The sequence below is a fragment of the Uruburuella testudinis genome (assembly GCF_022870865.1).
GTDB classification, from domain to species: domain Bacteria; phylum Pseudomonadota; class Gammaproteobacteria; order Burkholderiales; family Neisseriaceae; genus Neisseria; species Neisseria testudinis.
The window spans coordinates 332,232-348,495 of the sequence record NZ_CP091508.1; the positions used below are offsets into that span (position 1 = coordinate 332,232).

The following is a 16,264-nucleotide window of genomic DNA, read 5'->3' on the forward strand; positions in this document are numbered from 1 at the left end:
GATGAATTGGCAAAATAAACAAGTATTAGTCGCCGGCCTCGGTGGCTCTGGCGTATCGATGATTGCCTTTTTGCAGGGGCAGGGCGCGGCGGTGTCGGCTTACGATGCCAAATTAAGCGCAGAACGCGAAACGCAGCTGAAGCAGCGGTTTCCCGGCCTGCCATGTTATACAGGCCGTCTGAACGATGCTTTGCAAGGCGTTGAAATATTGGCGCTCAGCCCCGGCATCAGCGAGCGCACGCCCGAAATCGCAGCTTTCAAACAAGCGGGCGGGCGGGTGCTCGGCGACATTGAAATACTGGCCGGTCTGCTGGCGCAACAAAGCGGCAAAATCATTGCCATCACCGGCAGCAACGGCAAAACCACGGTCACCAGCCTGGCGGGCTATTTGTGTGAACAATGCGGCCTCGATACGGTGGTGGCGGGCAATATCGGCACACCGGTGCTGGAAGCGTATATGCAGCGCGGCGGCCGGCCTGCCGATGTGTGGGTGTTGGAGCTTTCCAGCTTTCAATTGGAAAACACCGATCATCTAAACGCCGATGCGGCGGCGGTGCTGAATATTTCTGAAGACCACCTCGACCGCTATGACGATTTGCTCGATTACGCCCACGCCAAAGATAAAATTTTTCGCGGCAGCGGCGTGCAGGTGCTGAATGCCGATGATGTGATGTGCCGTGCCATGCGCCGCAGCGGCCGCGAAGTGAAATGGTTTTCGCTGGCGCAGCCGGCCGATTATTGGGTGGAGGGCGGTTCAGGCCGTCTGAAAGCGGGTAATAACGATTTGCTCGCCGCTGCCGATATTCCGCTGCAAGGGCTGCATAATGCCGCCAATGTGCTGGCCGCACTGGCCTTGTGCGAAGCCGTCGGGCTGCCGCGCACCGAATTGCTCAAACATGTACAAACCTTTAAAGGCCTGCCGCACCGTGTCGAAAAAGTGGGTGAGAAAAACGGCGTTGTGTTTATCGACGACAGCAAAGGCACCAATGTCGGCGCCACCGAAGCGGCGATTGCCGGGCTGCAAAGCCCGCTGGTGCTGATTGCGGGCGGGCAGGGCAAAGGCCAGGATTTCACGCCGTTGCGCGCCGCGCTGCACAACAAAGCCCGTGCGGTGCTGTTGATCGGTGCGGACGCGCCGAAAATCGAAGCCGACCTGCAAGGCTGCGGTGTGCCGCTGGAGCACTGCCATACGCTGCAAGCGGCGGTGCGGCGCGCTTATGAAATCGCGCAGAGCGGCGATATCGTGTTGCTCAGCCCGGCTTGCGCCAGCTTTGATATGTTTCAAGGCTATGCCCACCGCGCGCAAGTGTTTGTTGAAGCATTTGAGGCTTTATAGCTTATTTACCCGCGGCATATCCTTAAGCCGCAGCTGCTGATCCGGCCGGCTTTTTTGAAGGGTTTTCAGACGGCCTTTCTGATACAGGCCGTCTGAAAACCGAAAATGATGATGTTGATATGATTACCGAATCCAAAATCCTCGACCGCAAAATCTTGAAAAGCGGCCATAAAATCGACCAGTCACTGTTGTGGATGGTGGTGCTGATGCTGTCGTTCAGCCTGCTGATGATTTATTCCGCCTCGATTGCCTATGCCGCGCACGACGGCGGCGACAAATGGTTTTACCTCGGCCGGCAGGCGGTGTTTCTGGCCGCCGGCACGACAGCCGGGCTGGTGGCGGCCAAAATTCCGATGGCCAAGTGGAAAAAACATACGCCGAAAATTCTGATTTTCAGCGTGATTTTATTGATAGCAGTGTTGGCTGTCGGCCGTGAAATCAACGGTGCCAAACGCTGGATTCACTTGGGGCCGGTCAACCTGCAACCGACGGAAGTGTTTAAGTTGGCGATTATTCTTTATCTGGCCAGCTTTTTTACCCGCCGTGCCGAGATTTTGAAGCAGTTTAAAAAAGTGGCTTTTGCCGGTGTGCCGGTGGGTATCGGGCTGGGGCTGATTATGCTGGAGCCGGATTTCGGCTCGTTTGTGGTGGTGACCGTGGTGGCCTTGGGTTTGCTGTTTTTGGCCGGGCTGCCGTGGAAATGGTTTTCTATGATGGTGGGCATGGGCTTACTGAGCATGGCCGGACTGATTGCAATAGCGCCTTACCGGGTGGCGCGGGTAACGGCGTTTCTGAATCCGTGGGAAGACCCGTTGGGCAAGGGCTACCAGCTCACCCATTCGCTGATGGCGATTGCGCGCGGCGAATGGTTCGGCGTGGGCTTGGGTGCGAGCCTCGAAAAACGTTTTTATCTGCCCGAAGCGCATACCGACTTTATTTTGGCGGTGATTGGCGAAGAATTTGGTATGGCGGGCATCTGCGTGTTGATTTTCTGCTACGGCTGGCTGGTGTGGCGGGCGTTTTCCATCGGCAAACAGGCGCGTGATTTGGAATTGTATTTCGGTGCGTTTGTGGCTAAAGGTGTGGGCATCTGGTTGGGCATTCAAAGCTTTTTCAATATCGGTGTGAATATCGGCCTGCTGCCCACCAAAGGGCTCACGCTGCCGCTGATGTCATACGGCGGCTCGGCCGTAATTGTGATGCTGGTCAGCATGGCGCTGCTGTTGCGGGTGGATTATGAAAACCGCTTGAAAATGCGCGGTTATAAAGTGGAAGGATAACTGAAATGGGCGGCAAAACCTTTTTATTGATGGCCGGCGGCACCGGCGGCCATATTTTCCCTGCGCTGGCGGTGGCCGAAGCTTTGCGCGCGCGCGGGCATCATGTGGTGTGGTTGGGCAGCGAAGGCGGCATGGAAACGCGGATTGTGCCGCAACACGATATTTTGTTGGAAACGCTGGCCATGAAAGGGGTGCGCGGCAACGGCTGGAAACGCAAGCTGATGCTGCCGTTTACCTTGTCGAAAGCGGTGGCGGCAGCGGCTAAAATCATCAAAAAACACCGTATCGACGGCGTTATCGGTTTTGGCGGGTTTGTCACGTTTCCCGGCGGCCTGGCGGCAAAAATGGCCGGTGTGCCGATTGTGATTCACGAGCAAAACGCCATTGCCGGCATGGCCAACAAACAGCTTGCCCGCTGGGCGCAGCGCGTATTGTATGCGTTTCCGCGCGCCTTTGATAATGCCGACGGGCTGGTGGGCAACCCCGTGCGCGCCGATATCGCCAACCTGCCTGCGCCGGAAACGCGTTTTGCCGCCAGAGAAGGCCGTCTGAAAGTATTGGTGATGGGCGGCAGCTTGGGTGCCGATGTGTTGAATCAGACCATGCCCAAAGCGCTGGCGCTGCTGTCTGAAAACGAACGGCCGCAGATTTACCACCAATCGGGCCGCAATAAGTTGGGCAATTTGCAGGCGGAATATACGCAGTTGGGCGTGGATGCCGAGTGTGTGGAATTTATCGACGACATGGTCTCGGCTTACCGTAAGGCCGATGTAGTGGTTTGCCGCAGCGGTGCGCTTACCATCGCCGAACTGACCGCTGCCGGTGTGGGCGCGCTGCTGGTGCCTTATCCGCATGCCGTCGACGACCATCAAACCGCCAACGCCCGCTTTATGGTGCATGCCGAGGCGGGGCTGCTGCTGCCGCAGTCGCAGCTGACTGCCGAAAAGCTGGCGCAAGTGTTGGGCGGGTTGAGCCGCGGACAATGTTTGCAGTGGGCGCAAAATGCCCGCACGCTGGCCCTGCCCGACAGCGCCGACGATGTGGCGCAAGCCGCCGTTGCGGTGGCGGCGTAAGCTTTATGCCGTCTGAATGGCAAAGATGCGGCGCATGTTTTCAGACGGCCTTTGACCGCCTTTACAATAAAAGCATGGCGCAGATTGCAGACGGCCTTTAAAATAACCTTTTTCGAGCATTTCAAGGCCGTCTGAAACACGAGGTTTGGGAACTGAAACCATGATGAAAAACAGAGTAAACAACATTCATTTTGTCGGCATCGGCGGCTCGGGCATGAGCGGCATTGCCGAAGTTTTGCACAACCTCGGTTTTAAAGTATCCGGCTCCGATCAGGCGCAAAGTGCCGTGACCCAACATTTGAGCAGTTTGGGCATTCAGGTTTACCCCGGCCACACCGAAGCGCATGTGGCCGATGCCGATGTGGTGGTCACGTCTACCGCCGTGAAAAAAGACAACCCCGAAGTGATGGCGGCACAAGAGCGCAAAATCCCCGTGATTCCGCGCGCGCTGATGCTGGCTGAATTGATGCGCTTTCGCGACGGCATCGCCATTGCCGGCACTCACGGCAAAACCACCACCACCAGCCTCACCGCCTCGATTTTGGCGGCGGCGGGTATGGATCCGACTTTTGTCATCGGCGGCAAACTCACCGCCGCCGGCACCAACGCCCGTTTGGGTAAAGGCGAATACATTGTGGCCGAAGCCGATGAATCGGACGCCTCGTTTCTGCACCTGACCCCCATCATGTCGGTGGTAACCAACATCGACACCGACCACATGGACACTTACAACCACAGCATCGACAAGCTGCATCAGGCGTTTGTGAGCTTTATCCACCGCATGCCGTTTTACGGCAAAGCGTTTTTGTGTATCGACAGCGAGCATGTGCGCGCGATTCTGCCGCAAATCAGCAAGCCTTTTGCCACCTACGGGCTGGACGAAGATGCCGATATTTATGCCGCCGATATTCAAACCGACGGCGCTCAAATGCGCTTTACCGTACATGCCGAACAGGAAGGTGTGGCGCCGTTTGAAGTGGTGCTGAACATGCCCGGCCGCCACAATGTGCTCAACGCCCTGGCCGCCATCGGCGTGGCCTTGGAAGTGGGCGCGCCTGTTGAAGCCATCCAACAGGGTTTGCTCGGTTTTGCCGGCGTCGGCCGCCGTTTTCAAAGCTATGGCGAAATCAGCCTGCCTGCCGGCGGCACGGCGCTGGTGATTGACGATTACGGCCACCATCCCGTAGAAATGGCGGCCACGCTGGCCGCCGCGCGCGGTGCTTATCCCGACAAACGCCTGGTGTTGGCCTTTCAGCCGCACCGCTACACCCGCACCCGTGATTTGTTTGAAGATTTTGTCGGCGTATTGGGCAAAACCGACTGCCTGGTGCTCACCGAGGTATATGCTGCCGGCGAAGAGCCGATTGTGGCTGCCGACAGCCGCGCATTGGCACGCGCCATCCGCGTATTGGGCAAGCTGGAGCCGATTTATTGCGAAGAAGTGGGCGAATTGCCGCAAACCTTGTTGAACGTATTGCAAGACGGCGATGTCGTACTCACCATGGGCGCCGGCAGCATCAATAAAGCGCCGCAGGCATTGGTAGCGGCGGCAGCCGGCAAGCAGTAACAGGCCGTCTGAACAAGAAACAGGAAATAAATATGCAAGATTTCGGTAAAGTGGCCGTATTGGCAGGCGGGTTTTCCAGCGAGCGCGAAGTATCGCTCAACAGCGGCGGCGCCGTGCTGGCAGCGCTGCAAAGCAAAGGCATTGACGCCCATCTGTTTGATCCGCAGCAAACACCGTTGGGCGAATTGAAAGCACAAGGTTTTCAGACGGCCTTTAATATGCTGCACGGCACTTACGGCGAAGACGGCGTGGTGCAGGGCGCATTGGAGGCCATGCAGATGCCTTATACCGGCTGCGGCGTATTGGCTTCAGCCATCGGTATGGACAAATACCGCTGCAAACTGCTGTGGCAGGCGCTCGGGCTGCCGGTGCCCGAATTTGCGGTATTAAACGACGACAGCGATTTTGATGCGGTCGAGCGCCGGCTCGGCTTGCCGCTGTTTATCAAGCCCGCGCTCGAAGGCAGCAGCGTGGGTGTGGTCAAAGTAAAAGAAGCAGGCCGTCTGAAAGCCGCCTACCAATCCATCAAACACCTGCACGGCGAAATTCTGGCCGAACGCTTTATCGGCGGCGGCGAATACACCTGCGCGGTGTTGAACGGCCAAGCTTTACCGAGCATCCGCATCATTCCGGCCACCGAATTTTACGATTACGAAGCCAAATACAACCGCGACGACACGGTATACCAATGCCCGTCGGATTTGGACGAGGCCGGTGAGGCGCAAATACGCGCGCTGGCCATACGCAGTGCCGACGCCATCGGCGCAGAAGGCTGCATCCGTGTTGATTTCTTGAAAGATGCCGAGGGCAGACTTTACCTGCTTGAAATCAATACCCTGCCCGGCATGACCGGCCACAGCCTGGTGCCGAAAGCGGCGGCGGAAAGCGGCTTGAGCTTTGCCGATTTATGTGTTGAAATCTTGAAGCGTGCACATGTGGGATAATGCCGGCGCCATGCGGCGCATCACCCGATGGCTGTTTACCCTGGTATTGCTGCTGTTGCTGGGCGCGGGCGCGGTATGGCTTTACCATTCGCCGCATTTTCCGATTAAGCAGGTCAGAATCGAAGGCGATTTGCAGCGTGTCAGCAGCAGCCAGTTGCAAACCGTGGCGCAAAAATATATCCGCGGCAATATTTTCAGCGCCGATCTCAACGGCGCGCAGCAAGCATTTGAAAAACTGCCGTGGATTGCCAAAGCACAAGTGCGCCGCCGTTTGCCTGATGTGGTGGAAATCCATCTGGTCGAGCGGATTCCGGTGGCGCGTTGGCAAGGCGCCGGCCTGGTCGACAGCGACGGCCGGGTGTTTCAGGCGGCCACAGACGAGACGTTTCCCGAATTCGACGGCCAGCCGGGCACCGGCGCAACCATGGTGGCGCATTATGCCGAATTCAGCCGCATTCTCGAGCCGCAAGGTTTGGCGATTGCCAAGCTTGAATACACACCGCGCTCAGCCTGGTCGGTGGTGCTGACCAATGGCGTCAACGTGCGCTTGGGGCGCGAGCAGGAAACGCCGCGCCTGCAAAGGTTTGCTGCCGTATGGCCCGGTATTTTGCGGGCGCAGCAGGGTAATTTGGATTATGTCGACATGCGCTATAAAGACGGCTTTGCCGTACGCCACCGCAACCGCGACGAAGAAACAGGCGCCACCGCCCAAGCAGAGGCTTCAGGGGCGGCCGCAGAAAATCAACAGTAACACGAAAATGAATGGAACATCATGGTAAAAGGCAAATACATCAGTGCCCTGGATATCGGCACCTCTAAAGTGATTGCGCTTATCGGCGAAGTGCAGGAAGACAACGAAATCCATATCGTCGGCTTGGGTCAGGCGCCTTCGCGCGGCCTGAAAGCCGGCATGGTGACCAACATCGACGCCACCGCACAAGCCATCAAACAAGCCATGAACGAAGCCGAGCTGATGGCCGACTGCAAGGTCGACAGCGTCACCACCGGCATCGCCGGCAACCACATTCGCAGCCTCAATTCGCAAGGCGTGGTAAAAATCAAAGACGGCGAAGTGTCGCAGGCAGATATCGACCGCGCCATCGAAACCGCCAAAGCCGTGAATATTCCGCCCGACCACAACATTTTGCATACCGTGGTGCAGGAATACATCATCGACAACCAGCCCGGCGTGAAAGAGCCCATCGGCATGAGCGGCGTGCGCCTCGATACGCGCGTACACATCATCACCGGCGCCATTACCGCGCTGCAAAACATTCAAAAATGCGTTAACCGCTGCGGCCTGCACATGGATCAAATCATGCTGCAACCCTTGGCCAGCGGCCAGGCGGTGCTGACCGAAGATGAAAAAGATTTGGGCGTGTGTGTGATTGATATCGGCGGCGGCACCACCGATATCGCCGTGTATACCAACGGCGCCATCCGACACACCGCGGTGATTCCGGTGGCCGGCGATTTGATTACCAAAGATTTGGCGCAAGCCCTGCGCACGCCGCACAATGCCGCCGAATACATCAAAATCAACCACGGCGTGGCCATCGCCAGCATGGACGGTCTCGATGAAATGATTGAAGTGCCCAGCGTGGGCGACCGCCAGCCGCGTCAGATTTCCCGCCGCGTATTGGCCAGCGTAATCGGGCCGCGGGTAGAAGAAATTTTGGAGCTGACCCTCAATGAATTGCGCCGCAGCGGCTTTCCCGAAGAAGTGCTCACATCAGGCGTGGTGCTGACCGGCGGCGCCTCGCTGCTGACCGGCATCGTTGATTTGGCGGAAGACGTGTTCAACCTGCCGGCGCGTATCGGCGTGCCGCATGAAATGGGCGGTGTTTCCGAGCGCATCCGCAACCCGCGTTATGCCACCGCCATCGGCCTGCTGCAAGCTGCGCGCGGCGATGTCTACGGCAGCTCCGTCAGCGGCGCCGTGGCGGTTAAGGAACCGCAGGAAAGCTTGCTGGTCAAAATAAAAGAGTGGTTGAAAAATAATTTTTAACGCGCCTGCAAATACATGCCGGAGCGAACGTAAAGTTGTAAGAAGCCTTTTGCAATCGGGCTTGTAGTTCTTATATAATGTCAACAGTTTATTATTCGAGTCATCACGTTTTCGTCCTGACGCAGGGCGCAGAGGAGTAGTTATGGAATTGGTTTACGACGTAGTAGAGTCTGCCGCAAGCCCTGCGGTAATCAAAGTGATCGGTATCGGCGGCGGCGGCTGCAATGCCATCAACAATATGATCGACAACACCGTGCAAGGCGTAGAATTTATCAGCGCCAACACCGATGCGCAGGCTTTAGGTAAAAACAATGCCGCCAAGCGCATTCAGCTGGGCGTTAACCTGACCCGCGGTTTGGGTGCGGGTGCCAACCCCGAAATCGGCCGTGCCGCCGCACAGGAAGACCGTGAAGCCATTGCCGACGCTATCCGCGGCGCCCATATGCTGTTTATCACCACCGGCATGGGCGGCGGCACCGGCACCGGCGCCGCGCCCGTGATTGCCGAAATCGCCAAAGAGCTGGGCATTCTCACCGTAGCCGTGGTCACGCGCCCCTTCGGCCATGAAGGCAAACGCATCAGCATCGCCCAAGAAGGCTTGGATCACCTGAAAAGCCAAGTGGATTCGCTGATTGTGATTCCGAACGACAAACTGATGACTGCTTTAGGTGAAGACGTGACCGTGCGAGAAGCCTTCCGTGCTGCCGACAACGTATTGCGCGATGCCGTAGCCGGTATTTCCGAAGTGGTGACCCGTCCCGGCTTTATCAACCTTGACTTCGCCGACGTGAAAAACGTGATGAGCATCATGGGCATGGCCATGATGGGCTCTGGTGCGGCACAAGGCATCGACCGTGCCCGCCTGGCTACCGAACAAGCCATTTCCAGCCCGCTGCTGGATGATGTTACTCTAGACGGCGCACGCGGCGTTTTGGTTAACATCACCACCGCTCCGGGCTGCCTGAAAATGTCGGAATACCGCGAAATCATGAAAGTGGTAGACGAATACGCCCACCCCGATGCCGAGCGCAAATACGGTACGGCCGAAGATGAAGCGATGGAAGAAGATGCCATCCGCGTGACCATCATCGCCACCGGTTTGAAAGAAAACCAAAACACCGGCGGCAATAATCTGCGCATGGTCAAACAAGCGCAGGCCACCGGCACCGACGACGGCTTTCCGGGTATGGGCGGCGTGCTCCGCCCCAACCGCGAACCGCGCAGCATGAACCTGACCGCCTCAGATTTCTCCAATCAATCGGTGTTGGACGATTTTGAAATTCCCGCCGTATTGCGCCGCCAGGCAGACTGATATCGCGTCTGAAAAAAAGCCCGCACAACGTGCGGGCTTTTTTTCAGACGGCCAACCCATTTCAGACGGCCAACCCATTTCAGACGGCCAACCCATTTCAGACGGCCAACCCATTTCAGACGGCCAACCCATTTCAGACGGCCAACCCATTTCAGACGGCCAACCCATTTCAGACGGCCAACCCATTTCAGACGGCCAACCCATTTCAGACGGCCAACCCATTTCAGACGGCCAACCCATTTCAGACGGCCAACCCATTTCAGACGGCCAACCCATTTCAGACGGCCAACCCATTTCAGACGGCCAACCCATTTCAGACGGCCAACCCATTTCAGACGGCCAACCCATTTCAGACGGCCAACCCATTTCAGACGGCCAACCCATTTCAGACGGCCAACCCATTTCAGACGGCCAACCCATTTCAGACGGCCAACCCATTTCAGACGGCCAACCCATTTCAGACGGCCAACCCATTTCAGACGGCCAACCCATTTCAGACGGCCAACCCATTTCAGACGGCCAACCCATTTCAGACGGCCAACCCATTTCAGACGGCCAACCCATTTCAGACGGCCAACCCATTTCAGACGGCCAACCCATTTCAGACGGCCAACCCATTTCAGACGGCCAACCCATTTCAGACGGCCAACCCATTTCAGACGGCCAACCCATTTCAGACGGCCAACCCATTTCAGACGGCCAACCCATTTCAGACGGCCAACCCATTTCAGACGGCCAACCCATTTCAGACGGCCAACCCATTTCAGACGGCCAACCCATTTCAGACGGCCAACCCATTTCAGACGGCCAACCCATTTCAGACGGCCAACCCATTTCAGACGGCCAACCCATTTCAGACGGCCAACCCATTTCAGACGGCCAACCCATTTCAGACGGCCAACCCATTTCAGACGGCCAACCCATTTCAGACGGCCAACCCATTTCAGACGGCCAACCCATTTCAGACGGCCAACCCATTTCAGACGGCCAACCCATTTCAGACGGCCAACCCATTTCAGACGGCCAACCCATTTCAGACGGCCAACCCATTTCAGACGGCCAACCCATTTCAGACGGCCAACCCATTTCAGACGGCCAACCCATTTCAGACGGCCAACCCATTTCAGACGGCCAACCCATTTCAGACGGCCAACCCATTTCAGACGGCCAACCCATTTCAGACGGCCAACCCATTTCAGACGGCCAACCCATTTCAGACGGCCAACCCATTTCAGACGGCCAACCCATTTCAGACGGCCAACCCATTTCAGACGGCCAACCCATTTCAGACGGCCAACCCATTTCAGACGGCCAACCCATTTCAGACGGCCAACCCATTTCAGACGGCCAACCCATTTCAGACGGCCAACCCATTTCAGACGGCCAACCCATTTCAGACGGCCAACCCATTTCAGACGGCCAACCCATTTCAGACGGCCAACCCATTTCAGACGGCCAACCCATTTCAGACGGCCAACCCATTTCAGACGGCCAACCCATTTCAGACGGCCAACCCATTTCAGACGGCCAACCCATTTCAGACGGCCAACCCATTTCAGACGGCCAACCCATTTCAGACGGCCAACCCATTTCAGACGGCCAACCCATTTCAGACGGCCAGCCCATTTCAGACGGCCAGCCCATTTCAGACGGCCAACCCAATGCAGATAGCTGAGCCTGCCGAAGCCATTATGTTGACATAAAAGGCTTCGGCAGGCTCAGCTTGCTCATCGGTTAAATGGTATTGTCGCTGCGTTTCATCAGCAGCAGATACAGAATAAAGCCCAAGGCGCAGCCGATAAACCAATTGAAGTCGGCCAGAGGTTTGATGCCGGCCAAGGTAATGCTCACGCCGACCGCCACCGGCGGTATCAGCGCCAGCAATGCTTTGATGTTCCAGCCGCCGCGATACCAGTAAGCACCGTCGGGGCGGGTGCTGTAGAGGGCGTCGACATCGATTTTTTGCTGGCGGACGATATAGAAATCGGCCAGCAAGATGCCGAACAGCGGCCCGATAAAGGCAGAAAGCATATCCAGAGTATAGTGGATGGTTTCCGGAGAGTTAAACAGATTCCAGGGCATGATAAACACCGAGCCGATGGCAGCAATAAAACCGCCGATGCGAAAGCTGATGTGCTGCGGCGCCACATTGGCAAAATCGAAGGCGGGCGATACGAAATTGGCCACGATATTGATGCCGATGGTGGCGGTCACAAAAGTAAAGGCACCCAACAGCATCACGCCGACATTATCGATGCGGGCTACGGTGTCGATGGGGTCAGTCAGCATTTCGCCAAATACCGGAATGGTGCCGGAAGTAATGATCACAGTCACCAGGGCAAACAGTGTGAAGTTGATCGGCAACCCCCAGAAATTGCCTTTTTTCACGGCTTTAAAGCTTTTGCCGTAGCGTGAAAAGTCGCCGAAGTTCAACATCGGCCCTGAAAAATAAGACACCACCAACGCGATGGCGGTTAGCATCGGCAAAATGGCATCGCTGCCGAAATATTTGACCTCGCCCAGATTCAGGCTGATGTTGCTCAAGCCGGCGCGCTGCACAATCCAGATGGCCAGCAGCAGCATCACCACATAAACGGCAGGGCCCGCCCAATCGATAAATTTTTTGATGGTATCCATGCCGTGCCAAAATACAGCGGCTTGCAATACCCACATAATGCCGAAGCTGAGCCAGCCCAACAGCGACAAGCCCAGCAGGCTGGTTTCCGCCAACCCTTGTGCGGCAGGAAACGCCCACAAAATCAGAATATCCAGCGATTTTGAGGCCAGAAAAGTTTGAATGCCGTACCAGGCCACCGCAATCAAACCGCGGATGACCGCCGGCACATTGGCGCCGAATACCCCGAATGCCATGCGGCAGGCCACCGGATAAGGCACACCGGCCTGCTGGCTGGGTTTGGCGACCAGATTGCATAAAAACTGCACAATCACAATGCCGACAATCAGCGATATCAATACCTGCCAGCTGTGCAGGCCGAGGGCAAACAGGCTGCCGGCAAACACATAACCGCCAACACTGTGCACATCAGACATCCAGAAAGCAAAAATGTTATACCACGACCAGTTTTGCCGGGCACCGGAGAGCGGCGCCAAATCATTATTATAAAGTTTATGGCTGTATTCTTCCGATACACTATCGGTTTGCCCGGCAGAGGGTGCCATTGCACCGTCTATCACAGAATCGAAGGTTTTTTCCATTTAGCGCTCCCAATTTGACTGCATGGTTAAAAAATAATGAGGTGAAAATATCGGGAAATCTGCTGCAATAACCGTTTGCCCGCATCTGTTTGGATGACGGTGCCATTGTGCAAATTTCAATCAATCAGGTTATTTCATTGCGTGAAAGTGTGCACCTGTCGAAGAAAATGCTCAATATAATTCAAACACGCTATAAAAAATAACCATAAATTTTTTATAGCCGGAAGATTCAAGGTTGATTATTTTAAATTAAATTTATTTTAACGCATAAATTGTTGACAATATAATCTATGATTGTTGACAATATGCGCATATTATCTGATGCTGAAACCAGTTTCACCGAAAGGAAACACCATGCATATCCGCCTGATCAACCCCAATACCTCGGCACACATGACCGAGGCCATGTTTCAAAGCGTTCGTGCTTACGCTGCGCCCGGCACGGTGCTGTCGGCCGTGACATCGGCGCAGGGGCCGGTGTCGATCGAATCGCATTTTGACGAAGCGGTAAGCGTTATCGGTGTGTGTGATGAAATTTTGCAGGGCTGCGCTGAACAGGTAGACGCCTATATATTGGCCTGTTTCGGCGATCCGGGCATTTGGGCGGCGCGCGAGCTGACTGATGCGCCGGTGATCGGCATTGCTCAAGCCGCTTTCAGCACCGCAGCCATGCTGGCGCCGCGTTTTGCGGTGGTTACCAGCATGCAGCGCACCGTGATTATGGCGCATCACCTGCTGGCACAATACGGCATGGCATCGTTGTGCTGCCATGTCGGTGCGGTTGATTTACCGGTGCTCGATTTGGATAACGGAGCTGCCGTTGAAGCCATTATCCGCCATGCCGTGCAGGCGCGCGATCAGCACGGTGCCGGCGCCATCGTGCTCGGATGTGGCGGCATGTCGCACGCCCGCGCCGAAATCGAAGCGGCTGTGGAGGTGCCGGTGGTAGACGGGGTGGCGGCGGCGCTGAAGCTGGCGGAAATGCTGGTGATGCTGGGTCTGAAAACCGGCAAACACGGTGATTTGGCCTACCCGCTGCCGAAGACCTTTACCGGCGGTATGAGCCGGTTTAGTCGCTAGGGTGTTCTGACCATTAAGAATACCCCGGGTTTTGCATGGGCATAAAAGCCGCACCATGTATCTTGCAGCCAAAAAGCTTAAATTGCTTTACAATAACAACATGTATGTAATTTATGCGGTTTGCTATTATTCATGAACGAACACACCACAGCGCCCGCCGCCACCGGCGACGACTATCTGCTGCTCGGCCAATACGCCGAACGCGCCTATCTCGAATACGCCATGAGCGTGGTCAAAGGCCGCGCGCTGCCTGATGTTTCAGACGGCCAAAAGCCGGTGCAGCGCCGCATTCTGTATGCAATGAAAGACATGGGCTTGAGCCACGGCGCCAAGCCGGTGAAATCGGCACGCGTGGTCGGCGAAATTCTCGGTAAATACCATCCGCACGGCGATGCTTCGGCCTATGATGCGATGGTGCGTATGGCGCAAGATTTCACCCTGCGCTATCCGCTGATCGACGGCATCGGCAACTTCGGTTCGCGTGACGGCGACGGCGCGGCGGCCATGCGTTATACCGAGGCGCGGCTGACACCGATTGCCGAATTGCTGCTTTCCGAAATCAATATGGGCACGGTTGATTTCGTGCCCAACTATGATGGTGCGTTTGAAGAACCGCTGCACCTGCCTGCACGGCTGCCGATGGTGTTGCTCAACGGTGCTTCGGGCATCGCCGTCGGCCTGGCCACCGAAATCCCGTCGCACAATCTTACCGAAGTCACCCAAGCCGCGATTGCGCTGCTGAAAAAGCCGGGCATGAATGTTGCCGATCTGATGCAGTATATTCCCGCCCCCGATTTTGCCGGCGGCGGCCAAATCATCACGCCTGCGGCCGATTTACAGCATATTTATGAAACCGGCAAAGGCAGCGTGCGCGTGCGTGCGCGTTATGAGATCGAAAAGCTGGCGCGCGGCCAATGGCGTGTGATTGTGAGTGAATTGCCGCCGAATACCAGTGCGCAAAAAATCCTCGCCGAAATCGAAGAGCAAACCAATCCCAAACCCAAAGCCGGCAAAAAACAGCTCAACCAAGACCAGCTCAACACCAAAAAACTGATGCTCGATTTAATAGAAAAAGTGCGCGACGAGAGCGACAGCCAATCGCCCGTGCGCTTGGTGTTCGAGCCGAAATCCAGCCGCATCGAGCCGGAAAACTTCATCAACACGCTGATGGCGCAAACCGGCCTCGAAGGCAATGTGTCGATGAATCTGGTGATGATGGGCTTGGATAACCGCCCGGCGCAAAAAAACCTCAAAACCATCTTGCAGGAATGGCTGGATTTCCGCGTGATTACCGTCACACGCCGTCTGAAATTCCGTTTGAACCAAGTGGAAAAACGCATTCACATTCTCGACGGGCGCATGATTGCGTTTCTGCATATTGATGAAGTTATCCGCGTGATTCGTGAAGCAGACGAGCCCAAACCCGAATTGATGGCGGCGTTTGACCTTACCGACATTCAGGCCGAAGACATTCTCGAAATCCGCCTGCGCCAGCTTGCCCGTTTGGAAGGCTTCAAGCTGGAAAAAGAATTAAACGAATTGCGCGAAGAGCAAGGCCGTCTGAATCTTTTGTTGGGCGATGAGGGCGAAAAACGCAAACTGATTATTAAAGAGATGCAGGCCGATGTGAAGCAGTTTGGCGATGCCCGCCGCACCTTGGTAGAAGAAGCCAGCCGCGCCACACTCACGCAAACCACTGCCGATGAGCCGATTACGCTGATTTTGTCGGCCAAAGGCTGGATACGCAGCCGTGTCGGCCACAGTCTCGATTTGAGCCAAACCAATTTCAAAGAAGGCGACGGCCTCAAACAGGTGCTGGAAGGGCGCAGCGTGTGGCCGATGGTGGTGCTCGATTCACACGGGCGCACCTACACGCTCGATGCGGCTGAAATCCCCGGCGGGCGCGGTGACGGCGTGCCCATCGGTTCGCTGATCGAATTGAAAAACGGCGCCGAAGTGGTGGCGATGATGACCGGCCTGCCCGAGCAGCATTACCTGCTCAGCAACAGCGGCGGCTACGGCTTTATCGCCAAGCTGGGCGATATGATCGGCCGTGTGAAAGCCGGCAAAGTGATGATGACGTTGGAAGCGGGGGAGAAAGTGCTGTCGCCGCAAACCGTGTATGCCGTATCGCTGATTAACCCCGACTGCAAAGTGGTGCTCGCCTCCAGCGGCAACCGTTTGCTGGCGTTTGCCTTGGGCGAGTTGAAAGTAATGAGCAAAGGGCGCGGCCTGCAATTGATGAATCTGGCCGACGGCGAAGAGCTGGCGCATGCCGTGGTGGTGAGCACGCCTGAGTTTGTGGTGGAAAGCACCGGCAAGCGCGGCGCGGCACACAGCGATCGGCTGCGGATTCGGGATATTGAAAACAAACGCGGCCGCAAGGGCAAGATGCTGGATATATCAGGCCGTCTGAAAGGTTTGAGTGGCGGTTGACGGTGTGTGTGA

At 56.2% G+C, this 16,264-nt stretch carries 13 protein-coding genes; 11 read left to right on the forward strand and 2 right to left on the reverse strand.

All coding sequences use genetic code 11. The annotated features are described in order from the left end of the window. Position 1 precedes the first annotated feature (1 nt). The 3 genes from murD to murG all read left to right on the forward strand — a co-directional run bounded on the left by murD (position 2) and on the right by murG (position 3,689). Positions 2 to 1,336, forward strand: coding sequence for a UDP-N-acetylmuramoyl-L-alanine--D-glutamate ligase (gene murD / locus LVJ83_RS01475; RefSeq protein WP_244785615.1), 1,335 nt, complete (start codon positions 2 to 4; stop codon positions 1,334 to 1,336). Positions 1,337 to 1,455: 119 nt separating this feature from the next. After that, positions 1,456 to 2,616 (forward strand): putative lipid II flippase FtsW, encoded by a 1,161-nt coding sequence (ftsW, locus tag LVJ83_RS01480; RefSeq protein ID WP_244785616.1) that lies wholly within the window; start codon positions 1,456 to 1,458, stop codon positions 2,614 to 2,616. 5 nt (positions 2,617 to 2,621) lie between these two features. After that, positions 2,622 to 3,689, forward strand: coding sequence for an undecaprenyldiphospho-muramoylpentapeptide beta-N-acetylglucosaminyltransferase (gene murG, locus LVJ83_RS01485; RefSeq protein WP_244785618.1), 1,068 nt, complete (start codon positions 2,622 to 2,624; stop codon positions 3,687 to 3,689). Between the two features lie 3 nt (positions 3,690 to 3,692). Here the strand turns inward: murG and LVJ83_RS01490 are convergent, their stop codons facing one another. After that, entirely contained in the window at positions 3,693 to 3,851 is a 159-nt protein-coding gene (locus LVJ83_RS01490) for a hypothetical protein (protein WP_244785620.1), read from the reverse strand. Here LVJ83_RS01490 and murC point away from each other — a divergent pair. The 6 genes from murC (at position 3,850) to LVJ83_RS01520 (ending at position 11,223) form a co-directional block, all read left to right on the forward strand. After that, positions 3,850 to 5,256, forward strand: coding sequence for a UDP-N-acetylmuramate--L-alanine ligase (gene murC, locus LVJ83_RS01495; RefSeq protein ID WP_244785622.1), 1,407 nt, complete (start codon positions 3,850 to 3,852; stop codon positions 5,254 to 5,256). The genes LVJ83_RS01490 and murC overlap by 2 nt on opposite strands. A gap of 32 nt (positions 5,257 to 5,288) precedes the next feature. Continuing rightward, complete coding sequence (locus tag LVJ83_RS01500) at positions 5,289 to 6,200, forward strand: D-alanine--D-alanine ligase (RefSeq protein WP_244785624.1); 912 nt, start codon at positions 5,289 to 5,291, stop codon at positions 6,198 to 6,200. Next, on the forward strand, positions 6,190 to 6,951 hold the full coding sequence (locus LVJ83_RS01505; protein ID WP_244785626.1) for a cell division protein FtsQ/DivIB: 762 nt from the start codon (positions 6,190 to 6,192) through the stop codon (positions 6,949 to 6,951). Before LVJ83_RS01500 ends, LVJ83_RS01505 begins: the two co-directional genes overlap by 11 nt. A gap of 21 nt (positions 6,952 to 6,972) precedes the next feature. Further along, positions 6,973 to 8,208 carry a cell division protein FtsA gene (gene ftsA, locus LVJ83_RS01510; RefSeq protein ID WP_244785628.1) on the forward strand — a complete coding sequence of 412 codons (1,236 nt, stop codon included), beginning with the start codon at positions 6,973 to 6,975 and terminating at the stop codon, positions 8,206 to 8,208. Between the two features lie 142 nt (positions 8,209 to 8,350). Next, positions 8,351 to 9,520, forward strand: a complete 1,170-nt coding sequence (gene ftsZ / locus LVJ83_RS01515) for a cell division protein FtsZ (RefSeq protein ID WP_244785630.1) — start codon at positions 8,351 to 8,353, stop codon at positions 9,518 to 9,520. Between the two features lie 29 nt (positions 9,521 to 9,549). Next, on the forward strand, positions 9,550 to 11,223 hold the full coding sequence (locus LVJ83_RS01520) for a hypothetical protein (RefSeq protein WP_244785632.1): 1,674 nt from the start codon (positions 9,550 to 9,552) through the stop codon (positions 11,221 to 11,223). Positions 11,224 to 11,254: 31 nt separating this feature from the next. Here LVJ83_RS01520 and LVJ83_RS01525 read toward each other — a convergent pair whose 3' ends face one another. After that, entirely contained in the window at positions 11,255 to 12,736 is a 1,482-nt protein-coding gene (locus tag LVJ83_RS01525) for an NCS1 family nucleobase:cation symporter-1 (RefSeq protein WP_244785634.1), read from the reverse strand. A 354-nt stretch (positions 12,737 to 13,090) separates the two neighbouring features. On the opposite strand from LVJ83_RS01525, the gene LVJ83_RS01530 reads away from it, so the two are divergent. Beyond that, positions 13,091 to 13,816, forward strand: a complete 726-nt coding sequence (locus LVJ83_RS01530) for an aspartate/glutamate racemase family protein (RefSeq protein ID WP_244785636.1) — start codon at positions 13,091 to 13,093, stop codon at positions 13,814 to 13,816. Positions 13,817 to 13,948: 132 nt separating this feature from the next. After that, positions 13,949 to 16,252, forward strand: a complete 2,304-nt coding sequence (parC, locus tag LVJ83_RS01535) for a DNA topoisomerase IV subunit A (protein WP_244785638.1) — start codon at positions 13,949 to 13,951, stop codon at positions 16,250 to 16,252. The last annotated feature ends 12 nt before the right edge of the window (positions 16,253 to 16,264 follow it).

Bases quoted from the DNA above. Each gene is read 5' to 3' on its own strand.
- parC (WP_244785638.1), top strand. From the start codon at position 13,949: ATGAACGAACACACCACAGCGCCCGCCGCCACCGGCGACGACTATCTG.
- murC (WP_244785622.1), top strand. From the start codon at position 3,850: ATGATGAAAAACAGAGTAAACAACATTCATTTTGTCGGCATCGGCGGC.
- LVJ83_RS01490 (WP_244785620.1), bottom strand. From the start codon at position 3,851: ATGGTTTCAGTTCCCAAACCTCGTGTTTCAGACGGCCTTGAAATGCTC.
- LVJ83_RS01500 (WP_244785624.1), top strand. From the start codon at position 5,289: ATGCAAGATTTCGGTAAAGTGGCCGTATTGGCAGGCGGGTTTTCCAGC.
- ftsW (WP_244785616.1), top strand. From the start codon at position 1,456: ATGATTACCGAATCCAAAATCCTCGACCGCAAAATCTTGAAAAGCGGC.
- ftsZ (WP_244785630.1), top strand. From the start codon at position 8,351: ATGGAATTGGTTTACGACGTAGTAGAGTCTGCCGCAAGCCCTGCGGTA.
- murG (WP_244785618.1), top strand. From the start codon at position 2,622: ATGGGCGGCAAAACCTTTTTATTGATGGCCGGCGGCACCGGCGGCCAT.
- murD (WP_244785615.1), top strand. From the start codon at position 2: ATGAATTGGCAAAATAAACAAGTATTAGTCGCCGGCCTCGGTGGCTCT.
- ftsA (WP_244785628.1), top strand. From the start codon at position 6,973: ATGGTAAAAGGCAAATACATCAGTGCCCTGGATATCGGCACCTCTAAA.
- LVJ83_RS01530 (WP_244785636.1), top strand. From the start codon at position 13,091: ATGCATATCCGCCTGATCAACCCCAATACCTCGGCACACATGACCGAG.
- LVJ83_RS01525 (WP_244785634.1), bottom strand. From the start codon at position 12,736: ATGGAAAAAACCTTCGATTCTGTGATAGACGGTGCAATGGCACCCTCT.
- LVJ83_RS01505 (WP_244785626.1), top strand. From the start codon at position 6,190: ATGTGGGATAATGCCGGCGCCATGCGGCGCATCACCCGATGGCTGTTT.